Origin of the sequence: Pseudoxanthomonas sp. SGNA-20, assembly GCF_003931635.1 — a bacterium.
In the GTDB taxonomy this organism is placed as follows: domain Bacteria; phylum Pseudomonadota; class Gammaproteobacteria; order Xanthomonadales; family Xanthomonadaceae; genus Pseudoxanthomonas.
In genome coordinates this window covers 106845-122846 of the sequence record NZ_RRYK01000003.1, presented here as the reverse complement: position 1 = coordinate 122846, position 16002 = coordinate 106845, and the positions used below count along the sequence as shown (strand labels likewise).

The window sequence follows — 16002 nt, the reverse complement described above, 5'->3', positions numbered from 1 at the left end:
CCGGGTTTATTGCACTGGATTATCCTGCAGTCGATTGCCCAGGGACGGGCCTCCCATGATTGCCGGAGAATATGATGTCGATTGATCTGAGTACGCTGTCGCCCCGGGAACTGGGTTCCCTGATCGCCACCGCCAAGAAGCGCCAGGCCCTGCTGTCGAAGCGGGCCCCGATCGCCAAGGTCCGCAGCAAGCTGGTCAAACTGGCCAAGGCCGAGGGCTACACCATCGAGGAGCTGTTCGGCGCCCCGGGCGGCGGCCGCGCCAGCGCCGCGGCCGGCAGCGGCCGCGCCCGCAAGCTGGGCAAGGTGCCGCCGAAGTACCGCAACCCGGAAAACCCGAAGGAAACCTGGACCGGCCGCGGCAAGCAGCCGCGCTGGCTGGCGGCCTATGTCGCCCAGGGCCGCGATGTGGCCGAGTTCCTGATCCCGGGCGCAGCCGCCCCGACCCCGGCCAAGGCCGCCAAGGGCGCGCGCAAGCGGGTGGTCAAGAAGGCCCGCGGCAAGTAACCGCCCCCTACGTGGAAACGCCGGCCCCGGGGCCGGCGTTTCCTTTTGCGCCCGCACCGGCGGCTCAGAGATTCTTGCGTGCCGGCAGCAGCAGGTTGCCGAACAGCAGGCCCGCGACCAGGGCCACGACGATATTGATCACCAGCAGCATGGCGCTCTGCCCGGCGTCCACGTCCTGCTGCTGGACCATGGTCAGCAGCCCGCGCAGGCTGGCGCTGCCGGGCACCAGCATGATGATGCCGGGCAGGCGGATCAGTGCACCGGGCCGCTGCAGCCAGCGGCCGAAGCCGTTGCCGGCGGCGGTCAGCACCAGCGCCGAGAGGAAGATGCCCACCGGGCTGCCCCATTCGTGGCCGCCGAAGCGCGAGATCAGGTAGCCGGTGATGGCCGCGCCCATGACCCAGGGGTAGTCGCGCGGGCTGGCCTTGAACAGCACCGCGAAGGCGAACGAGGCCACCGCCATCGACAGCCATTCCACGCTTTCCGGTTGCGGCCGCAGCGCCCGCACCTGCGGCTCCAGGCCAAGCACGTCCAGCAGGTTCACCGCCACCACCGCGCCCACGGTCAGCTTCAGCACCGTGGTCAGGGCGCCTGCGAAGCGCACGGTGCCGGAGACCCAGTGCTGGCTGGACAGCTCGTTCATGGCGTTGGTGATCGCCATGCCGGGCAGCAGCGCCACCAGCGAGGCGATCACCACGGTATTGAGGTTCAGCGGCGCCACCAGGGCCGCGACCAGGCTGACCACCGCGCCGGCGGCCAGCGCCGACAGCGCCTCGCTGGCCTCGCGCAGCGCGGCGCGGCGGGCGCAGTACTGGTCGAGCAGGCCGATCATCAGCCCGGTGGCCGCGGCCACCGCGATGTCCAGCCACGGCAGCCGCCACAGCCCGGCCACGCCGGCCGCGGCCAAACCGTAGCCGAACACCTGCATGGCGCTGGCCAGGGCCGAGGGCGGCCGGTCCAGTGCGCGCAGCGCGGTATGGCCCTGGGTGATGGTCAGCTGGCCGCTGGCCACGGCCTCGGCGATGCGGTCGGCCTCGCACAGCTTGTGCAGGTCGTTCTCCCCGGGGGACAGGCGGATCACCCGGGTGGTGTCGGTGCTGCCCAGCGGCTTGCCGGGCTCGCTGAAGCTGAGGATCAGGCCGGTGGGGTTGGACCAGGCCTCGCACTCCAGGTCCAGGCGCTGCGACAGCGCGGTGATCGCCGCCTCCAGGCGCTGGGCGGTGGTGCCGTAGCGGTGCAGGCGCACCGCCATCTCGGCGACGAAGGCGATGCGCTGGGGATAGCTGGCCTGGGGCCGGGCGGGGACGTTGGACATCGCACTAGTATCGCGCCAGCGGCGGCGCAGCAGTCACCGCCTTGCCTGTATGCTGCGGCCGGACTATGGACCCGACCCCCCCGAACCCGCCCGGCTGGACCCTGGCCCCCGGCTCCGAGCAGGAGGCGCGCCTGGCCGGCGACTGGACGCTGGACCACGCCATGGAGCTGGCCGCGCGCCTGCGCGAGCTGCCCGAGGCGGTGACCGCGGTGGACGCCACCGGGATCGGGCGGATCGACTCGGCCGGGGTGATGCAGCTGATCCGCTTCGCGCGGCGCCGGCGCCTGCCGGAGGCGGCGGTGCGCTTCAGCACGGCGCACCTGCCGCTGGTGCAGGTGATCGAGGACGTGTCCGACGAGCGCCCGGCGCGCAAGCGCGACTACGGCTTCGCCGCCGCGCTGGAGCGCCTGGGCCGCGCCACCCACGCCGTCGGCCGCAACATCGTCGAGCTGCTGGGCTTCACCGGGGAGAACCTGGTCAAGCTGCTGCGCCTGCTGCGCCAGCCCCGGCGCTTCCGCCTCACCGCCACGGTGGCGCACATGGAACAGGTGGGCCTGGACGCGGTGCCGCTGGTGGCGCTGCTGTCCTACCTGGTCGGCGCGGTGATCGCATTCCTGGGCTCGACCATCCTGGCCGACTTCGGCGCCGAGATCTTCGTGGTCGAGCTGGTGTCGATCGCCTTCCTGCGCGAGTTCGCGGTGCTGCTCACCGCGATCGTGCTGGCCGGCCGCACCGCCTCGGCGTTCACCGCGCAGATCGGGGCGATGAAGGCGCGCGAGGAGATCGACGCGATCCGCACCCTGGGCCTGGACCCGATCGACCTGCTGGTGATCCCGCGCCTGGTCGCGCTGCTGGTGATGCTGCCCCTGCTGACCTTCGTGGCGATGATGGCCGGCCTGGCCGGCGGCGTGACCGTGGGCGCGTTCGACCTGGAGATCCCGCCGCAGATGTACCTGGCGCGGATGCACGAGACCCTGCAGCTGCGCCACTTCCTGGTCGGCCTGTCCAAGGCCCCGGTGTTCGCCATGGTGATCGGCCTGATCGGCTGCCTGGAAGGCATGCGCGTGCAGGGCACGGCGCAGTCGGTCGGCGAGCGCACCACCTCCAGCGTGGTGCAGACCATCTCGCTGGTGATCATCCTCGACGCGCTGGCGGCGCTCTGGTTCATGAACATGGATTGGTGAAAGGGCGGGATTGGTGATTCGTGATGGGTGATTCGACGAACGGTGATTGGTGATTCGTGATGGGTGATCCGAAAAAGCCAGAAGCAGGCCGCCGGGTTTCCGGAGCGAATGCTTTTGCTTTGACGAATGACGAATCACGAATCACGAGCGACCAGCCCGCGGACGCGGATGGCGGCGAGGCGGCCATCCGCGTCCGCGGGCTGGTCAACCGATTCGGATCCCAGACCGTCCACGACGGCCTCGACCTCGACGTGCGCCGCGGGGAGATCATCGGCATCGTGGGCGGCTCGGGCACCGGCAAGTCGGTGCTGATGCGCAGCATCCTCGGGCTGCAGCGGCCGACCGACGGCAGCATCGAGGTACTGGGCGCGGACGCGCGCTCGGACGATCCGCGCCAGCGCCAGCACATCCAGCGCCATACCGGGGTGCTGTTCCAGGACGGCGCGTTGTTTTCCTCGCTGACCGTGGGCGAGAACGTGGAGGTGCCGCTGCGCGAGCACCACCCGGAGCTGCCGGAGACCTGGCGCCGCGAGCTGGCGCTGCTGAAGGTCAAGCTCGCCGGACTGCCCGCCGACGCCGCGTCCAAGCTGCCGGCGCAGCTGTCCGGCGGCATGCGCAAGCGCGCCGGGCTGGCCCGGGCGCTGGCGCTGGACCCGCCGCTGCTGTTCCTGGACGAGCCCACCGCCGGCCTCGACCCGATCGGCGCCGCCGCCTTCGACCACCTGCTGCGCACCCTGCAGCAGGCCCTGGGCCTGACCGTGTTCCTCATCACCCACGACCTGGACACCCTGTACGCTATCTGCGACCGGGTGGCGGTGCTGGCCGACCGCAAGGTCGTGATCAACGCCCCGCTGGAGGAAGTCGAGCGCTTCGACCATCCCTGGGTGCAGGAATACTTCCACGGCCCGCGCGCCCGCGCCGCGCGCGGCCAGCGCAATCCCCCGCGCCAGGAGGCGGACTGAGATGGAAACCCGCGCCAACTACGTGCTGATCGGCGCCTTCACCATCGTGGTGTCGGTGGCCCTGCTGCTGTTCGGGCTGTGGGCGGCCAAGTACTCGTCCGAACGCAGCTGGCAGCGCTACATGATCGTGTTCGACGAGGCGGTGACCGGCCTGTCGGTGGGCAGCAGCGTGCAGTACAACGGCATCTCGGTCGGTTCGATCGACAAGCTGTCGCTGGACCCGCAGGACCCGCGCCGGGTGGTGGCGATCATCCGCGCCGACGCCAACGTGCCGGTCAAGACCGACACCCGCGCCAAGCTCGCCATCACCAGCCTCACCGGCCCCGCCATCATCCAGCTGTCCGGCGGCTCGCCCGGGGCGCCGCTGCTGACCGCGGTGGACACCCGCGACACTCCCCAGATCCAGACCTCGCCCTCGGCGCTGCAGAACATCACCGACACCGCCAACCGCATCGTCGAGCGCCTGGACCAGGTGCTCAGCGACCAGAACGTGGCCCACATCGGCCGCACCCTGGAGAACATCGAGCGCATCAGCGCCAGCATGGCGGCCAAGGACGAAGGCATGGAGGCGCTGCTTGCCACCGCGCGCGACGCCGCGCGCAGCCTCGACCAGACCCTGCAGAACACCAATGCCACCGTGCAGCGGGTGGACCAGAACCTGGTGCGGGAGCTGCCGGCGCTGATCAGCCGCCTGGACTCGACCCTGGCGCGGCTGGATTCGGCAGCGGGCAACGCCGACGCGATCCTTGGCGAGAACCGCGCCGCGATCAACAGCTTCGCCAACGACGGCCTGGCCCAGCTGGGCCCGACCCTGACCGAGCTGCGCGCGCTGATCCGCGACCTGCGCCAGATCAGCGACCGCCTCGAGAACAACCCGGCGCGCTTCCTGCTCGGCCGCGACGGAGCCAAGGAGTTCGAACCGCAATGACGCCCGTTCCCTTCCCCACGCCCGCCGCGCCCGCGCGCCGGCTCGCCTTCCTGGTCCTGGCCGCGACGCTGGCCGGCTGCTCGCTGGTCGGCAAGCCCGGCGACCCGGTGACCATCTACGCCCCCGAGGCCGCGGCCACGCCGGATCCCTCCTGGCCGAGGGTGGACTGGCAGCTGGCCATCGCCCGCCCGTCCGCCCCGCGCCTGCTGGACTCGCCGCGCATCGGCGTGCGCCCGGTCCCGGGCGAGCTGCAGGTGTACAAGGGCGCGGTCTGGGTGCAGCCGCCGACCGACATGCTGGAGGCTACGGTGCTGCGCGTGCTGGAGGACTCCGGCAAGATCGACGCGGTCGGCCGCGTGGCCACCGGCCTGCGCGCGAACTACCGGCTGGCGCTGGACATCCGCCGCTTCGAGGCCGACTACCGCGGCGGCGACCGCCCGGCGGCGGTGATCGAGGTGGTGGCCAAGCTGATGCACAACACCGACCAGCGCGTGGTCGCCAGCCAGACCTTCACCCAGGTGCAGCCGTCCCCGGCCACCGACATCGGCAGCGTGGCCGCGGCCTTCGACCAGGCCCTGGCCGAGGTCGGCCGCCAGGTCGCCGGCTGGACCCTGGCCGCAGGCCAGGCCGACGCCGCCAGCCGCCCCGCGCCCTGAGCGCGCGGCCCGTCCCCTGCAGCAAGCCAGACCCGCAAGCTCCCGGCTCCACCGCCCCCCCAACACTGGCGCCGCGCGCCCCCGGATGAGCCACATCGTCAGCTACTCGATCCGCGGCCTGGAGGCGATCTTCGCGCCGCACGGGTTCCGGATCAGCCCGCTGCCGGGCAAGAGCTACGCCAGCATCGCCGAATTCGACCCGGATCCGGCCCCGGAGGACTTCAGCGAGCGCATCTACCGTCCGCTGCCGGAGAACGACGCGCTGCTGGCGCGCTGCGGCCTGCTGCGCCAGGCAACGATCCAGAGCGCGCGCGCGTCCTACTACTTCGGCGGCTACCTGGAGCGCACCCGCTGGGCGCTGTCGCTGGACCGCGAGCTGGCGGAACTGCGCGACCAGCACGCCCGCCAGCTGCGGGAACTGGCGCAGCAGCACGAGCACGAACTGGCCGAACTCAGGGCGCAGCTGCCGCAGGCGGCGGACGCCGGGGATGCGGCTGCACCTGGCGGAAGGTCAGGTTGATGCGCGCGCCCACCGGCCGCGCGGTGCGCGGCAGGGCATGCTTCCAGTGGCGCTGGGTGGACCCGCCCATCAGCAGCAGGCTGCCGGGCTCCAGTTGAAGCGCCAGCTTGCGCGCCGGATCGTCGCGCCGGCGCAGCACGAAGCGGCGCGGCGCGCCCAGGCTCAGCGAGGCGATCAGCGGCTGCGGGCCCAGTTCCAACTCGTCGTCGCTGTGCCAGCCCATGGCGTCGCGGCCGTCGCGGTAAAGGTTGGCCAGTACGCTGTTGAAGCGCGCGCCCAGCTCGTCCTGCAGGCGCCTGCGCAGTGCCGCCAGTTCCGCGTTCCAGGGATGCGGCACGAAGCGGCTGCCGGAATAGCGGTAGACCGCCTGCGGGTCGCCGATCCAGCAGCTCAGCCGCGGCGAATCCACCTCGCGGCCGAAGATCCGGATCCGGTGCACCTCCCACGGCAGCCCGTCCAGCAGGCGCTGCATGAGGTCGGCCGCCGCCGCCGGCGGCAGCCAGCCGCGGGCCAGTTCCAGCCGGGCGTCGGGGAGCTCGAAGCGCTGCCATTGCATGCCCGCCACGCTAGCAGGCGCGGCCCCTGGCGCGCAGGGATTTGCCCCGCCGTCCGCGAAACCCGAGAATGCCGGGCCAGCCAGAACAGCCAGCCGGAGCCGTGATGACGGAAACCACCGCCCCAACGCCCACGCCCGAGGTGGAACGCGACGTGATGGAGTACGACGTCGTCACCGTCGGCGCCGGTCCCGCCGGGCTGGCCTTCGCCATCCGCCTCAAGCAACTCGACCCGCAGCTGTCGGTCTGCGTGATCGAGAAGGCCAGCACCGTCGGCGCGCACATCCTGTCCGGCGCGGTGATCGAGCCGGGCCCGCTGGACGCCCTGCTGCCGGGCTGGCGCGACAACCCGCCGCCGGTGTGCGTGCCGGCCACCGGGGACGAATTCTGGCTGCTGACCAAGGATGGCGGCACGAAGCTGCCCGTCGTGCCGCCGGGCATGCGCAACCACGGCAACTTCATCGTTTCCCTGGGCGCGATGTGCGCCTGGCTGGCGCCGCAGGCCGAGGCCCTGGGCGTGGAGATCTACGCCGGCTTCGCCGCCGCCGAGACCCTGCATGCCGAGGACGGCACCGTGCTGGGCGTGCGCATCGGCGACATGGGCGTGGCCAAGGACGGCTCGCTCAAGCCCGGCTACACCCCCGGCATCGACATCCGCGCCAAGGTCACGGTGCTGGCCGAGGGCGCGCGCGGCCACCTGACCAAGCGCCTCATCAAGCGCTTCGGCCTGGACGCGGACAGCGACCCGCAGAGCTACTCGATCGGCATCAAGGAACTGTGGCAGCTGCCGGAAGGCCGCACCAGCCCGGGCAAGATCGTGCACAGCTTCGGCTGGCCGGCGGACAACGACACCTACGGCGGCAGCTTCCTGTACCACCTGGAGAACAACCAGGTGGCGATCGGCTACGTCAGCGGCCTGGACTACAAGGATCCGGAGTACCGCCCGTGGGAGGCCTTCCAGCAGTGGAAGAACCACCCGCACGTCAAGCCGCTGCTGGAAGGCGGCAGCATCCTCTCCGCCGGCGCCCGCGCCATCGTCACCGGCGGCTACCAGGCCCTGCCCAAGGTGGAGATGCCTGGCGCGCTGCTGGTCGGCGACACCGCCGGCCTGCTCAACGTGCCCAAGGTCAAGGGCACCCACCAGGCGATCCGCAGCGGCATGCTCGCCGCCGAGCACCTGGCCGCCAGCGGCCTGGACCCGGCCGGCTTCGACGCAAAGCTGCGCGCCTCGGAGGTGGTGGCCGAGCTGAAGAAGGTCCGCAACATCAAACCCGGCTTCAAGAAGGGCCTGTGGCTGGGCATGGCCAACGCGGCATGGGAGACCGCCACCGGCGGCGCCTCGCCGTGGACGCTCAAGGGCTCGCCGGACTGGTCCTCGCTGCAGAAGCTGGGCCAGTACCAGGCCCCGGACCGCGGCTGGGTGGAGCGCACCCTGCCCCCGCGCGACCGCCTGCAGGCGGTGTACTACGCCGCCACCGAGCACGACGAGGACCAGCCGGTGCACCTGAAGGTGGCCGACACCTCGATCTGCGTGGAGCGCTGCACGGTCGAGTACGGCAACCCCTGCACCCGCTTCTGCCCGGCCGGCGTGTACGAGATGGTCGAGGACGAAGCCGGCAGGCGCCTGCAGATCAACGCCGCCAACTGCGTGCACTGCAAGACCTGCGACATCAAGGACCCGTACGAGATCATCACCTGGGTCACGCCCGAGGGCGGCTCCGGGCCGAACTACCAGAACCTCTAGGCCCGCCCGCGACCCGCGCCGCGGAAACCCGTTAGGATCGACCCCACTGCCTGGAGTGGGGGGAACGACCTTGCGGTTCTGTTTTCCGGACTGGGAAAGTCGCCACGGCGACCAGGATGCGCTGGCGCAGGCCTGGCTGGCCTCGCAGGAATTCGCCGCGCGCGGACCCGATGGCCTGGCCACAGAATGCGTCCTGTGCGGGACGCAGGCGCGGCTGAAGCTGCATGGCGATCCGGCCTCACCCGACTTCAGGGAAGGCCTGGTGTGCACCGGCTGCGGGCTCAACACCCGGCTGCGCGCCTCGCTGAAGCTGCTGCGTGAGCAGCTGGCCCGCTGGCAGCCGGCGCCGGCGCCGCTGCCGGACCTGCTGGCGAGGCTGGGCCTGCGGCCACGCCTGCCGCGGGTCTACGTCACCGAGCAGGCCACCGCCACCTTCGTCTGGATGCAGCGCCACCTGCAGGCCGAGCTCCACGGCGGCGAGTTCGAGCCCGACTGGCGGCGGCGCCGCGGCCTGACCCACGCGCTGCGGCGGATGGGCGGACGCGGCAGGGTCGTGTTCCGCGACCTGACCGCGCTGGATTTCGCCGATGCATCGCTCGACGGCGTGGCCAGCTTCGACGTGCTCGAGCACGTGCCCGACTACCAGGCCGCCATCGGCGAAATGTACCGCGTGCTCCGGCCCGGCGGCGCCTGCGTGGCCACCTTTCCGTTCACCGACCAGCCCACGACCCTGGTCCGGGCGCGCCTCGCCGCCGACGGCGGGATCGAACACCTCGAGCCGCCCGAGTACCACGGCGACCCGATCAGCGGCGGCATCCTCTGCTACTACCACTTCGGCTGGGACGTGCTCGACCGCTTCCGCGAGGCCGGCTTCAGCCAGGCCTGCATGGCCATGCCGTACTCGCTCGAGCACGGCCTGCCCTACGGGATGTGGACCCTGGTGGCGATCCGCTGACCGCCTGCGCGGCGGTCAGGCGGCGATCGGGACCCCGGTCTTCGCGCGCAGCTCGTCGAGGCCGACGCCCGGCGCGGTTTCCACCAGCTTCAGCCCGTCCGGGGTGACGTCGAACACGCCCAGGTCGGTGATGATGCGGTGGACCACGCCCACGCCGGTCAGCGGCAGGGTGCACTCGGGCAGGATCTTGTGCTCGCCGTTCTTCGCGGTGTGCTCCATCAGCACGACCACGCGCTTGACGCCGGCCACCAGGTCCATGGCCCCGCCCATGCCCTTGACCATCTTGCCCGGCACCATCCAGTTGGCCAGGTCGCCCTTGTCGGTGACCTGCATGGCACCGAGGATGGCCAGGTCGATATGGCCGCCGCGGATCATGGCGAAGGAATCGTGGCTGCCGAAGTAGCTGGCGCCCGGGCGCGCGGTCACGGTCTGCTTGCCGGCGTTGATCAGGTCCGGGTCGACCTCGTCCTCGGTCGGGAACGGGCCGATGCCCAGCAGGCCGTTCTCCGACTGCAGCCACACGTCCACGCCCTCGGGGATGTGGTTGGCGACCAGGGTCGGCAGGCCGATGCCCAGGTTCACGTAGGCGCCGTCCTCCAGCTCCAGGGCGGCGCGGCGCGCCATTTCGTCGCGGGTCCAGGCCATCACTTGCCTCCCTGCTGGCGCACGGTGCGCTGCTCGATGCGCTTCTCCGGCGCGGGGTTGTGGACGATGCGGTCGACGTAGATGCCCGGCAGGTGGACCTGGTCCGGGTCGATCGCGCCGACCTCGACGACCTCCTCCACCTCGGCCACGCAGACCTTGCCGGCCATGGCACAGGCCGGGTTGAAGTTGCGCGCGGTCTTGCGGAACACCAGGTTGCCGGCCGTGTCGGCCTTCCACGCCTTGACCAGGGCCACGTCGGCCACCAGCGCGGTCTCCAGCACGTAGTGCTTGCCGTTGAACTCGCGCGTCTCCTTGCCCTCGGCCACCACGGTGCCGTAGCCGGTGGCGGTGTAGAACGCCGGGATCCCGGCGCCGCCGGCGCGCAGGCGCTCGGCCAGGGTGCCCTGCGGGTTGAACTCCAGCTCCAGCTCGCCGGCCAGGAACTGGCGCTCGAATTCCTTGTTCTCGCCCACGTAGGACGAAATCATCTTGCGGATCTGCCGGGTCTCCAGCAGCAGGCCCAGGCCGAAGCCGTCCACGCCGGCGTTGTTGGAGATCACGGTCAGGTCCTTCACCCCCGAATCGCGCAGGGCCGCGATCAGTGCCTCGGGGATACCGCACAGGCCGAAGCCGCCGACCGCCAGCGTCTGCCCGTCGGCCACCAGGTCGGCCAACGCGGCGTGCGCGTCGGCCACCAGCTTGCTGCGGGATGTCCGGTTGCCCATCTGAGTCCTCGCCAATGCCGGGATGGGGCCATTCTAGTGGGTCCGCCGGGCGTTTCGGCCGTCCCTTGCCGCGACGCCGGCGCCGCGGCGGGTAGAATCGGGAGAACGTCCCCCGTGCAAAGGAATGACCCATGACGCTCCCCGCTTTCAAGGCCTACGACATCCGTGGGCGCGTTCCGGACGAACTGGACGAGGACCTGGCCCGCAGGATCGGCGTGGCCCTCTCCGACCAGCTGCGCCCCGGCCCGGTGGTCCTGGGCCATGACGTGCGCCTGAGCAGCCCGGCGCTGCAGGCGGCGCTGTCGGCCGGCCTGCGCAGCAAGGGCCGCGAGGTGATCGACATCGGCCTGTGCGGCACCGAGGAGGTGTACTTCCAGGTCGACCACCTCGACGCGGCCGGCGGCGTGATGGTGACCGCCAGCCACAACCCGATGGACTACAACGGGATGAAACTGGTGCGCGAGAATGCGCGCCCGATCTCCTCCGACACCGGCCTGTTCGCCATCTCCGACGCGGCCGAGGCCGACACCGCCCCGGCCGCGCCGCCGACCGCCGGCGAGCGCGCGCTAACCGACAAGGGCGCCTACATCGAGCACCTGCTGTCCTACGTGGACGTGCCGGCGCTCAAGCCGCTGAAGCTGGTGGTCAACGCGGGCAACGGCGGCGCCGGCGCCATCGTCGACCTGCTGGCGCCGCACCTGCCCTTCGAGTTCGTGCGCGTCAACCACGAGCCGGACGGCAGCTTCCCCAACGGCATCCCCAACCCGCTGCTGCCGGAGAACCGCCAGGCCACCATCGACGCGGTGCGCGCGCACGGCGCCGACTTCGGCATCGCCTGGGACGGCGACTTCGACCGCTGCTTCTTCTTCGACGAGCAGGGCCGCTTCATCGAGGGCTACTACCTGGTCGGCCTGCTGGCCCAGGCGATCCTGGCCAAGCACCCCGGCGGCAAGGTGGTGCACGACCCGCGCCTGGTCTGGAACACCGTCGAGCAGGTGCAGGAGGCCGGCGGCGTGCCGGTGCTGTGCAAGAGCGGCCACGCCTTCATCAAGGAGAAGATGCGCGCCGAGGACTGCGTCTACGGCGGCGAGATGAGCGCCCACCACTACTTCCGCGAGTTCGCCTACGCCGACTCGGGCATGATCCCCTGGCTGCTGATCGCCAGCCTGGTCTCCACCAGCGGGCGCAGCCTGGGCGACCTGGTCGAGGCGCGCGTGCGCAAGTTCCCGTGCAGCGGCGAGACCAACTTCCGCGTGGCCGACGCCAAGGCGGCGGTGGCGCGGGTGATGGACCACTTCGCCGCGCAGTCGCCGGCGCTGGACCACACCGACGGCATCAGCGCCGACTTCGGCGACTGGCGCTTCAACCTGCGCAGTTCCAACACCGAGCCGCTGCTGCGGCTGAACGTCGAGGCCCGCGGCGACGAGGCGCTGCTGCGCGCGCGCACCGAGGAAATCTCGCGGCTGCTCTCGGCCTGACCTGGAAGCCCATGAACGACCTGCTCCCCGTCCTGTTGTCCGGCGGCTCCGGCACGCGGCTGTGGCCGCTGTCGCGGGAGTCCTATCCCAAGCAGTTCCTGCCGTTGCACGGGGAGCTGACCATGCTCCAGGAGACCTGGCGCCGGGTGGCCCCGCTGGCCACCCGCGCGCCGCTGGTGGTGGCCAACGAGGCGCACCGCTTCGTCGCCGCCGAGCAGCTGCACCAGGTCGGCGCGGTGCCGCAGGCGATCCTGCTGGAGCCGGCCGGCCGCAACACCGCCCCGGCGATCGCCGTGGCCGCGCTGGAGGCCGGCGCCGGCGGCGAGGATCCGGTGCTGCTGGTGCTGCCCTCCGACCACGTGGTGCGCGACCCCGAGGCCTTCCGCCGCGCGGTGCTCGAGGCCCTGCCGGCGGCCGAGGCCGGGCGCCTGGTCACCTTCGGCATCGTCCCCACCGGCCCGGAGACCGGCTACGGCTACATCCGCGCCACCGCCGGCGAGGGCGTGCGCGCGGTGGAGCAGTTCGTGGAGAAGCCGGACCTGGCCACCGCGGAAGGCTACGTCGCCTCCGGCGCGTACTACTGGAACAGCGGCATGTTCCTGTTCCGCGCCTCGCGCTACCTGGCCGAGCTGGAGCGGTTCAACCCGCAGATGCTGGCGGCGGTGCGCAAGGCCTGGGCCGGCGCGCGCCGCGACGCCGACTTCGTGCGCCTGGACGCGGCGGCCTTCGCCGAGGTGCCCTCGGACTCGATCGACTACGCGGTGATGGAGAAGACCGACCACGCCTCGCTGGTGCCGCTGGACGCCGGCTGGAGCGACGTCGGCTCCTGGACCGCGCTGCGCGAGGTGTCCGAGCGCGACGCCGACGGCAACGCCCACCACGGCGACGTGATCGCGATCGACTGCCGCAACACCTTCGCCTACGGTGAACGCCTGATCGCCCTGGTCGGGCTGGACGACGTGGTGGTGGTGGAAACCGCCGACGCGGTGCTGGTCGGGCGCGGCGACCGCATGCAGGAGGTCAAGGAAGTGGTGGCGCGGATCCGCGCCGAGGATCGCCCGGAGGCCACTTGGCACCGCAAGGTCTACCGTCCCTGGGGCGCGTACGACTCGATCGACAGCGGCCAGCGCTTCCAGGTCAAGCGGATCACGGTCAAGCCCGGCGCCAGCCTGAGCCTGCAGATGCACCACCACCGCGCCGAGCACTGGGTGGTGGTCAGCGGCACCGCCGAGGTCACCCGCGGCGACGAGGTGATCCTGCTGACCGAGAACCAGAGCACCTACATCCCGCTGGGCGTGACCCACCGCCTGCGCAATCCCGGCAAGCTGCCTCTGGAGCTGATCGAGGTCCAGTCCGGCAGCTACCTGGGCGAGGACGACATCGTCCGCTTCGAGGACACCTACGGCCGCACCTGAGCGGCCGCGGGCAGCGCCGGCACGTTCCCGTGCCGGCCGTCAGGCCGCCGGAGCGGCGGCGCGTTCGGCCGCCAGTGCGGCGATCACCGGGCGCAGCGCGTCGCGCCAGTGCGGCAGCGCCACCGCGAAGTCGCGCCGCAGCGCGGTGGTATCCAGGCACGAGTAGGCCGGGCGCCGCGCCGGGGTCGGGAACTCGGCGGTGGTGATCGCCTGCACCCGCGGCGCGCGCGGCAGCAGGCCCGCTTCCACCGCTTCGGCGAAGATCGCCTCGGCAAAGCCATGCCAGCTGGTCTGGCCATCGGCCACCAGGTGCCAGGTGCCGCTGGTGCCGGTATCGTCCAGCGCCCGGCGCAGGGCCACCGCGGTGACCTCGGCGATCAGCGCCGCCGGGGTCGGCGTGCCGACCTGGTCGGCCACCACCCGCAGCTCGTCGCGCTCGGCGCCCAGGCGCAGCATGGAGCGCAGGAAGTTGTGGCTGTGCGCGGCGTAAACCCACGCGGTGCGGAACACCAGGTGGCGGCCGCCGGCGGCGCGGATCGCCTGCTCGCCGGCCAGCTTGCTGGCCCCGTACGTACCCAGCGGCGCGGTCGGGTCGTCCTCGCGGTACGGGCGCGTGCCGCTGCCGTCGAACACGTAGTCGGTGGAGTAATGCACCAGCGGGATGCCGGCCGCGGCGCAGGCCCGGGCCAGCGCGCCGGGCGCCTCGCCGTTGATGCGGAACGCGGCCTCCGGCTCGGACTCGGCCTTGTCCACCGCGGTGTAGGCGGCGGCGTTGATGACCGCGTCGGGCGCGACCTCGCGCACCACTTCAGCCAGGCGCCCAGGGCTATCCAGGTCGGCGGCGATGGCCTGGCCGCCATCGTGCAGGCGGCCGTCGCGGGTGGTGGCGACGACCTCGCCCAGCGGCGCCAGGCTGCGGCGCAGCTCGCGCCCCAGCTGGCCGTTGCCGCCGACCAGCAGCAGCCGGGTCATGGCGCGTACACCGGCAGGCGGTCCTCGGGGATCCCGGCCAGGAACGGCGCGCTGCTGTCCTTGGCCGACAGCACCGGCTCGGCGATGGGCCAGTCCACGCCGATGTCGCCGTCGTTCCAGCGCACCCCGGCGTCGGACTCCTTCACGTACACGTCGGTGCACAGGTAGCTGAAGATCGCGTGCTCGGACAGCACCGCGAAGCCGTGGGCGAAGCCCTCCGGGATCCAGAACTGGCGCCGGTTCTGCGCACTGAGCACCACCGCTTCCCAGCGGCCGAAGGTCGGCGAGCCGCGGCGGATGTCCACCGCCACGTCGTAGACCTCGCCTTCCAGCACGCTCACCAGCTTGCCCTGCGGCCGCGGCCACTGGTAATGCAGGCCGCGCAGCACGCCGCGGGTGGAGGTGGACACGTTGCTCTGCACGAACCGGGTCGGCAGGCCGTGCTGGGCGAAGCGCTCGGCGTTCCAGGTCTCGAAGAACACGCCGCGGGCGTCGCCGAACACCGCCGGCTCGATCACCACGCAGCCCGGCAGGGCGGTCTCGATCACCTTCATCGCACCACCCCGCGCTTGAGCAGGGCCAGCAGGTACTGGCCGTAGCCGTTCTTGGCCAGCGGCTGCGCCAGCTTCTCCAGCTGCGCCGCGTCGATCCAGCCGTTGCCGTAGGCGATCTCCTCCGGGCAGCACACCTGCAGGCCCTGGCGGTCCTGGATGGTCTGGATGAAGTTGGAGGCATCGTGCAGCGACTGGTGGGTGCCGGTGTCCAGCCAGGCGTAGCCGCGGCCCAGCTGCTCCAGGTACAGCGCGCCCTCGTCCAGGTAGCGCTTGTTGAGGTCGGTGATCTCCAGCTCGCCGCGGGCCGAGGGCTTGAGCTCGGCGGCGTAGTCGGCGGCCTTGCCGTCGTAGAAGTACAGGCCGGTGACGGCGTAGTTGGAGCGCGGGTTGGCCGGCTTCTCCTCGATGCCCACCACCTTGCCGTTGGCGTCGAACTCGGCCACGCCGTAGCGCTGCGGGTCGTTGACCCAGTAGCCGAACACGGTGGCGCCCTCGGTGCGCGCGTTGGCGCGGGCCAGGGTCGCGGTCAGGCCGTGGCCGTGGAAGATGTTGTCGCCCAGCACCAGGCAGCTGGGCTGGCCGGCGACGAAGTCGCGGCCGATCAGGTAGGCCTGGGCCAGGCCGTCGGGGCTGGGCTGGACCGCGTAGCGGATGTCCATGCCCCACTGCGAGCCGTCGCCCAGCAGGTTCTGGAACAGGGCCTGCTCGTGCGGCGTGTTGATGACCAGCACCTCGCGGATGCCGGCCAACATCAGCACGCTGAGCGGGTAGTAGATCATCGGCTTGTCGTACACCGGCAGCAGCTGCTTGCTGACGCCCTTGGTGATCGGATACAGCCGCGTGCCGGAGCCGCCGGCCAGGATGATGCCCTTGCGTTGCGTCATGGTTC

At 71.5% G+C, this 16002-nt stretch carries 17 protein-coding genes; 10 read left to right on the top strand and 7 right to left on the bottom strand.

Translation table 11 applies throughout. The features are described 5' to 3' along the window. Positions 1 to 74 precede the first annotated feature (74 nt). On the top strand, positions 75 to 506 hold the full coding sequence (locus tag EIM48_RS07565) for an H-NS histone family protein (protein ID WP_026010717.1): 432 nt from the start codon (positions 75 to 77) through the stop codon (positions 504 to 506). A 64-nt stretch (positions 507 to 570) separates the two neighbouring features. Here the strand turns inward: EIM48_RS07565 and EIM48_RS07560 are convergent, their stop codons facing one another. Beyond that, a complete protein-coding gene (locus EIM48_RS07560; protein WP_125111412.1) occupies positions 571 to 1821 on the bottom strand; it encodes a threonine/serine exporter family protein in 1251 nt (416 codons plus the stop codon). 65 nt (positions 1822 to 1886) lie between these two features. On the opposite strand from EIM48_RS07560, the gene EIM48_RS07555 reads away from it, so the two are divergent. The 5 genes from EIM48_RS07555 to EIM48_RS07535 all read left to right on the top strand — a co-directional run bounded on the left by EIM48_RS07555 (position 1887) and on the right by EIM48_RS07535 (position 6071). After that, positions 1887 to 3005, top strand: coding sequence for an MlaE family lipid ABC transporter permease subunit (locus EIM48_RS07555; protein WP_051403743.1), 1119 nt, complete (start codon positions 1887 to 1889; stop codon positions 3003 to 3005). A 119-nt stretch (positions 3006 to 3124) separates the two neighbouring features. Continuing rightward, on the top strand, positions 3125 to 3967 hold the full coding sequence (locus tag EIM48_RS07550) for an ABC transporter ATP-binding protein (protein WP_019399559.1): 843 nt from the start codon (positions 3125 to 3127) through the stop codon (positions 3965 to 3967). A gap of 1 nt (position 3968) precedes the next feature. Next, a complete protein-coding gene (locus tag EIM48_RS07545; RefSeq protein ID WP_019399560.1) occupies positions 3969 to 4895 on the top strand; it encodes an MlaD family protein in 927 nt (308 codons plus the stop codon). Further along, complete coding sequence (locus EIM48_RS07540; protein ID WP_125076654.1) at positions 4892 to 5551, top strand: ABC-type transport auxiliary lipoprotein family protein; 660 nt, start codon at positions 4892 to 4894, stop codon at positions 5549 to 5551. Before EIM48_RS07545 ends, EIM48_RS07540 begins: the two co-directional genes overlap by 4 nt. Positions 5552 to 5636: 85 nt before the next feature. After that, positions 5637 to 6071 carry a hypothetical protein gene (locus EIM48_RS07535; protein WP_125111410.1) on the top strand — a complete coding sequence of 145 codons (435 nt, stop codon included), beginning with the start codon at positions 5637 to 5639 and terminating at the stop codon, positions 6069 to 6071. On the opposite strand, the gene EIM48_RS07530 is transcribed toward EIM48_RS07535, so the two are convergent. Continuing rightward, positions 6004 to 6627: an alpha-ketoglutarate-dependent dioxygenase AlkB gene (locus tag EIM48_RS07530; RefSeq protein WP_039731652.1), complete on the bottom strand. Its 624-nt coding sequence runs from the start codon at positions 6625 to 6627 to the stop codon at positions 6004 to 6006. The genes EIM48_RS07535 and EIM48_RS07530 overlap by 68 nt on opposite strands. Positions 6628 to 6731: 104 nt before the next feature. Between EIM48_RS07530 and EIM48_RS07525 the strand changes: the two genes are divergently transcribed. After that, positions 6732 to 8369, top strand: coding sequence for an electron transfer flavoprotein-ubiquinone oxidoreductase (locus tag EIM48_RS07525; protein WP_125111409.1), 1638 nt, complete (start codon positions 6732 to 6734; stop codon positions 8367 to 8369). Positions 8370 to 8439: 70 nt separating this feature from the next. Beyond that, a complete protein-coding gene (locus tag EIM48_RS15305; protein ID WP_148099517.1) occupies positions 8440 to 9324 on the top strand; it encodes a class I SAM-dependent methyltransferase in 885 nt (294 codons plus the stop codon). A gap of 15 nt (positions 9325 to 9339) precedes the next feature. Here the strand turns inward: EIM48_RS15305 and EIM48_RS07510 are convergent, their stop codons facing one another. Together EIM48_RS07510 and EIM48_RS07505 are read right to left on the bottom strand one after the other, a co-directional pair. Continuing rightward, positions 9340 to 9969 (bottom strand): CoA transferase subunit B, encoded by a 630-nt coding sequence (locus tag EIM48_RS07510; RefSeq protein WP_019399566.1) that lies wholly within the window; start codon positions 9967 to 9969, stop codon positions 9340 to 9342. Further along, entirely contained in the window at positions 9969 to 10694 is a 726-nt protein-coding gene (locus EIM48_RS07505) for a CoA transferase subunit A (protein ID WP_028915697.1), read from the bottom strand. Before EIM48_RS07505 ends, EIM48_RS07510 begins: the two co-directional genes overlap by 1 nt. A gap of 131 nt (positions 10695 to 10825) precedes the next feature. Between EIM48_RS07505 and EIM48_RS07500 the strand changes: the two genes are divergently transcribed. Next, positions 10826 to 12172 carry a phosphomannomutase gene (locus tag EIM48_RS07500; RefSeq protein WP_125108812.1) on the top strand — a complete coding sequence of 449 codons (1347 nt, stop codon included), beginning with the start codon at positions 10826 to 10828 and terminating at the stop codon, positions 12170 to 12172. Positions 12173 to 12183: 11 nt separating this feature from the next. After that, on the top strand, positions 12184 to 13587 hold the full coding sequence (locus tag EIM48_RS07495; protein ID WP_019399569.1) for a mannose-1-phosphate guanylyltransferase/mannose-6-phosphate isomerase: 1404 nt from the start codon (positions 12184 to 12186) through the stop codon (positions 13585 to 13587). Positions 13588 to 13626: 39 nt separating this feature from the next. On the opposite strand, the gene rfbD is transcribed toward EIM48_RS07495, so the two are convergent. From rfbD to rfbA, 3 genes are read right to left on the bottom strand one after another with little or no spacing between them, the layout of a single operon-like run. Further along, positions 13627 to 14559, bottom strand: coding sequence for a dTDP-4-dehydrorhamnose reductase (gene rfbD / locus EIM48_RS07490; RefSeq protein ID WP_125111408.1), 933 nt, complete (start codon positions 14557 to 14559; stop codon positions 13627 to 13629). Beyond that, complete coding sequence (rfbC, locus tag EIM48_RS07485; RefSeq protein WP_019399571.1) at positions 14556 to 15113, bottom strand: dTDP-4-dehydrorhamnose 3,5-epimerase; 558 nt, start codon at positions 15111 to 15113, stop codon at positions 14556 to 14558. Before rfbC ends, rfbD begins: the two co-directional genes overlap by 4 nt. Further along, positions 15110 to 15997 (bottom strand): glucose-1-phosphate thymidylyltransferase RfbA, encoded by an 888-nt coding sequence (gene rfbA / locus EIM48_RS07480; protein WP_125111407.1) that lies wholly within the window; start codon positions 15995 to 15997, stop codon positions 15110 to 15112. The genes rfbC and rfbA overlap by 4 nt, the downstream gene beginning before the upstream one ends. Positions 15998 to 16002 lie beyond the last annotated feature (5 nt).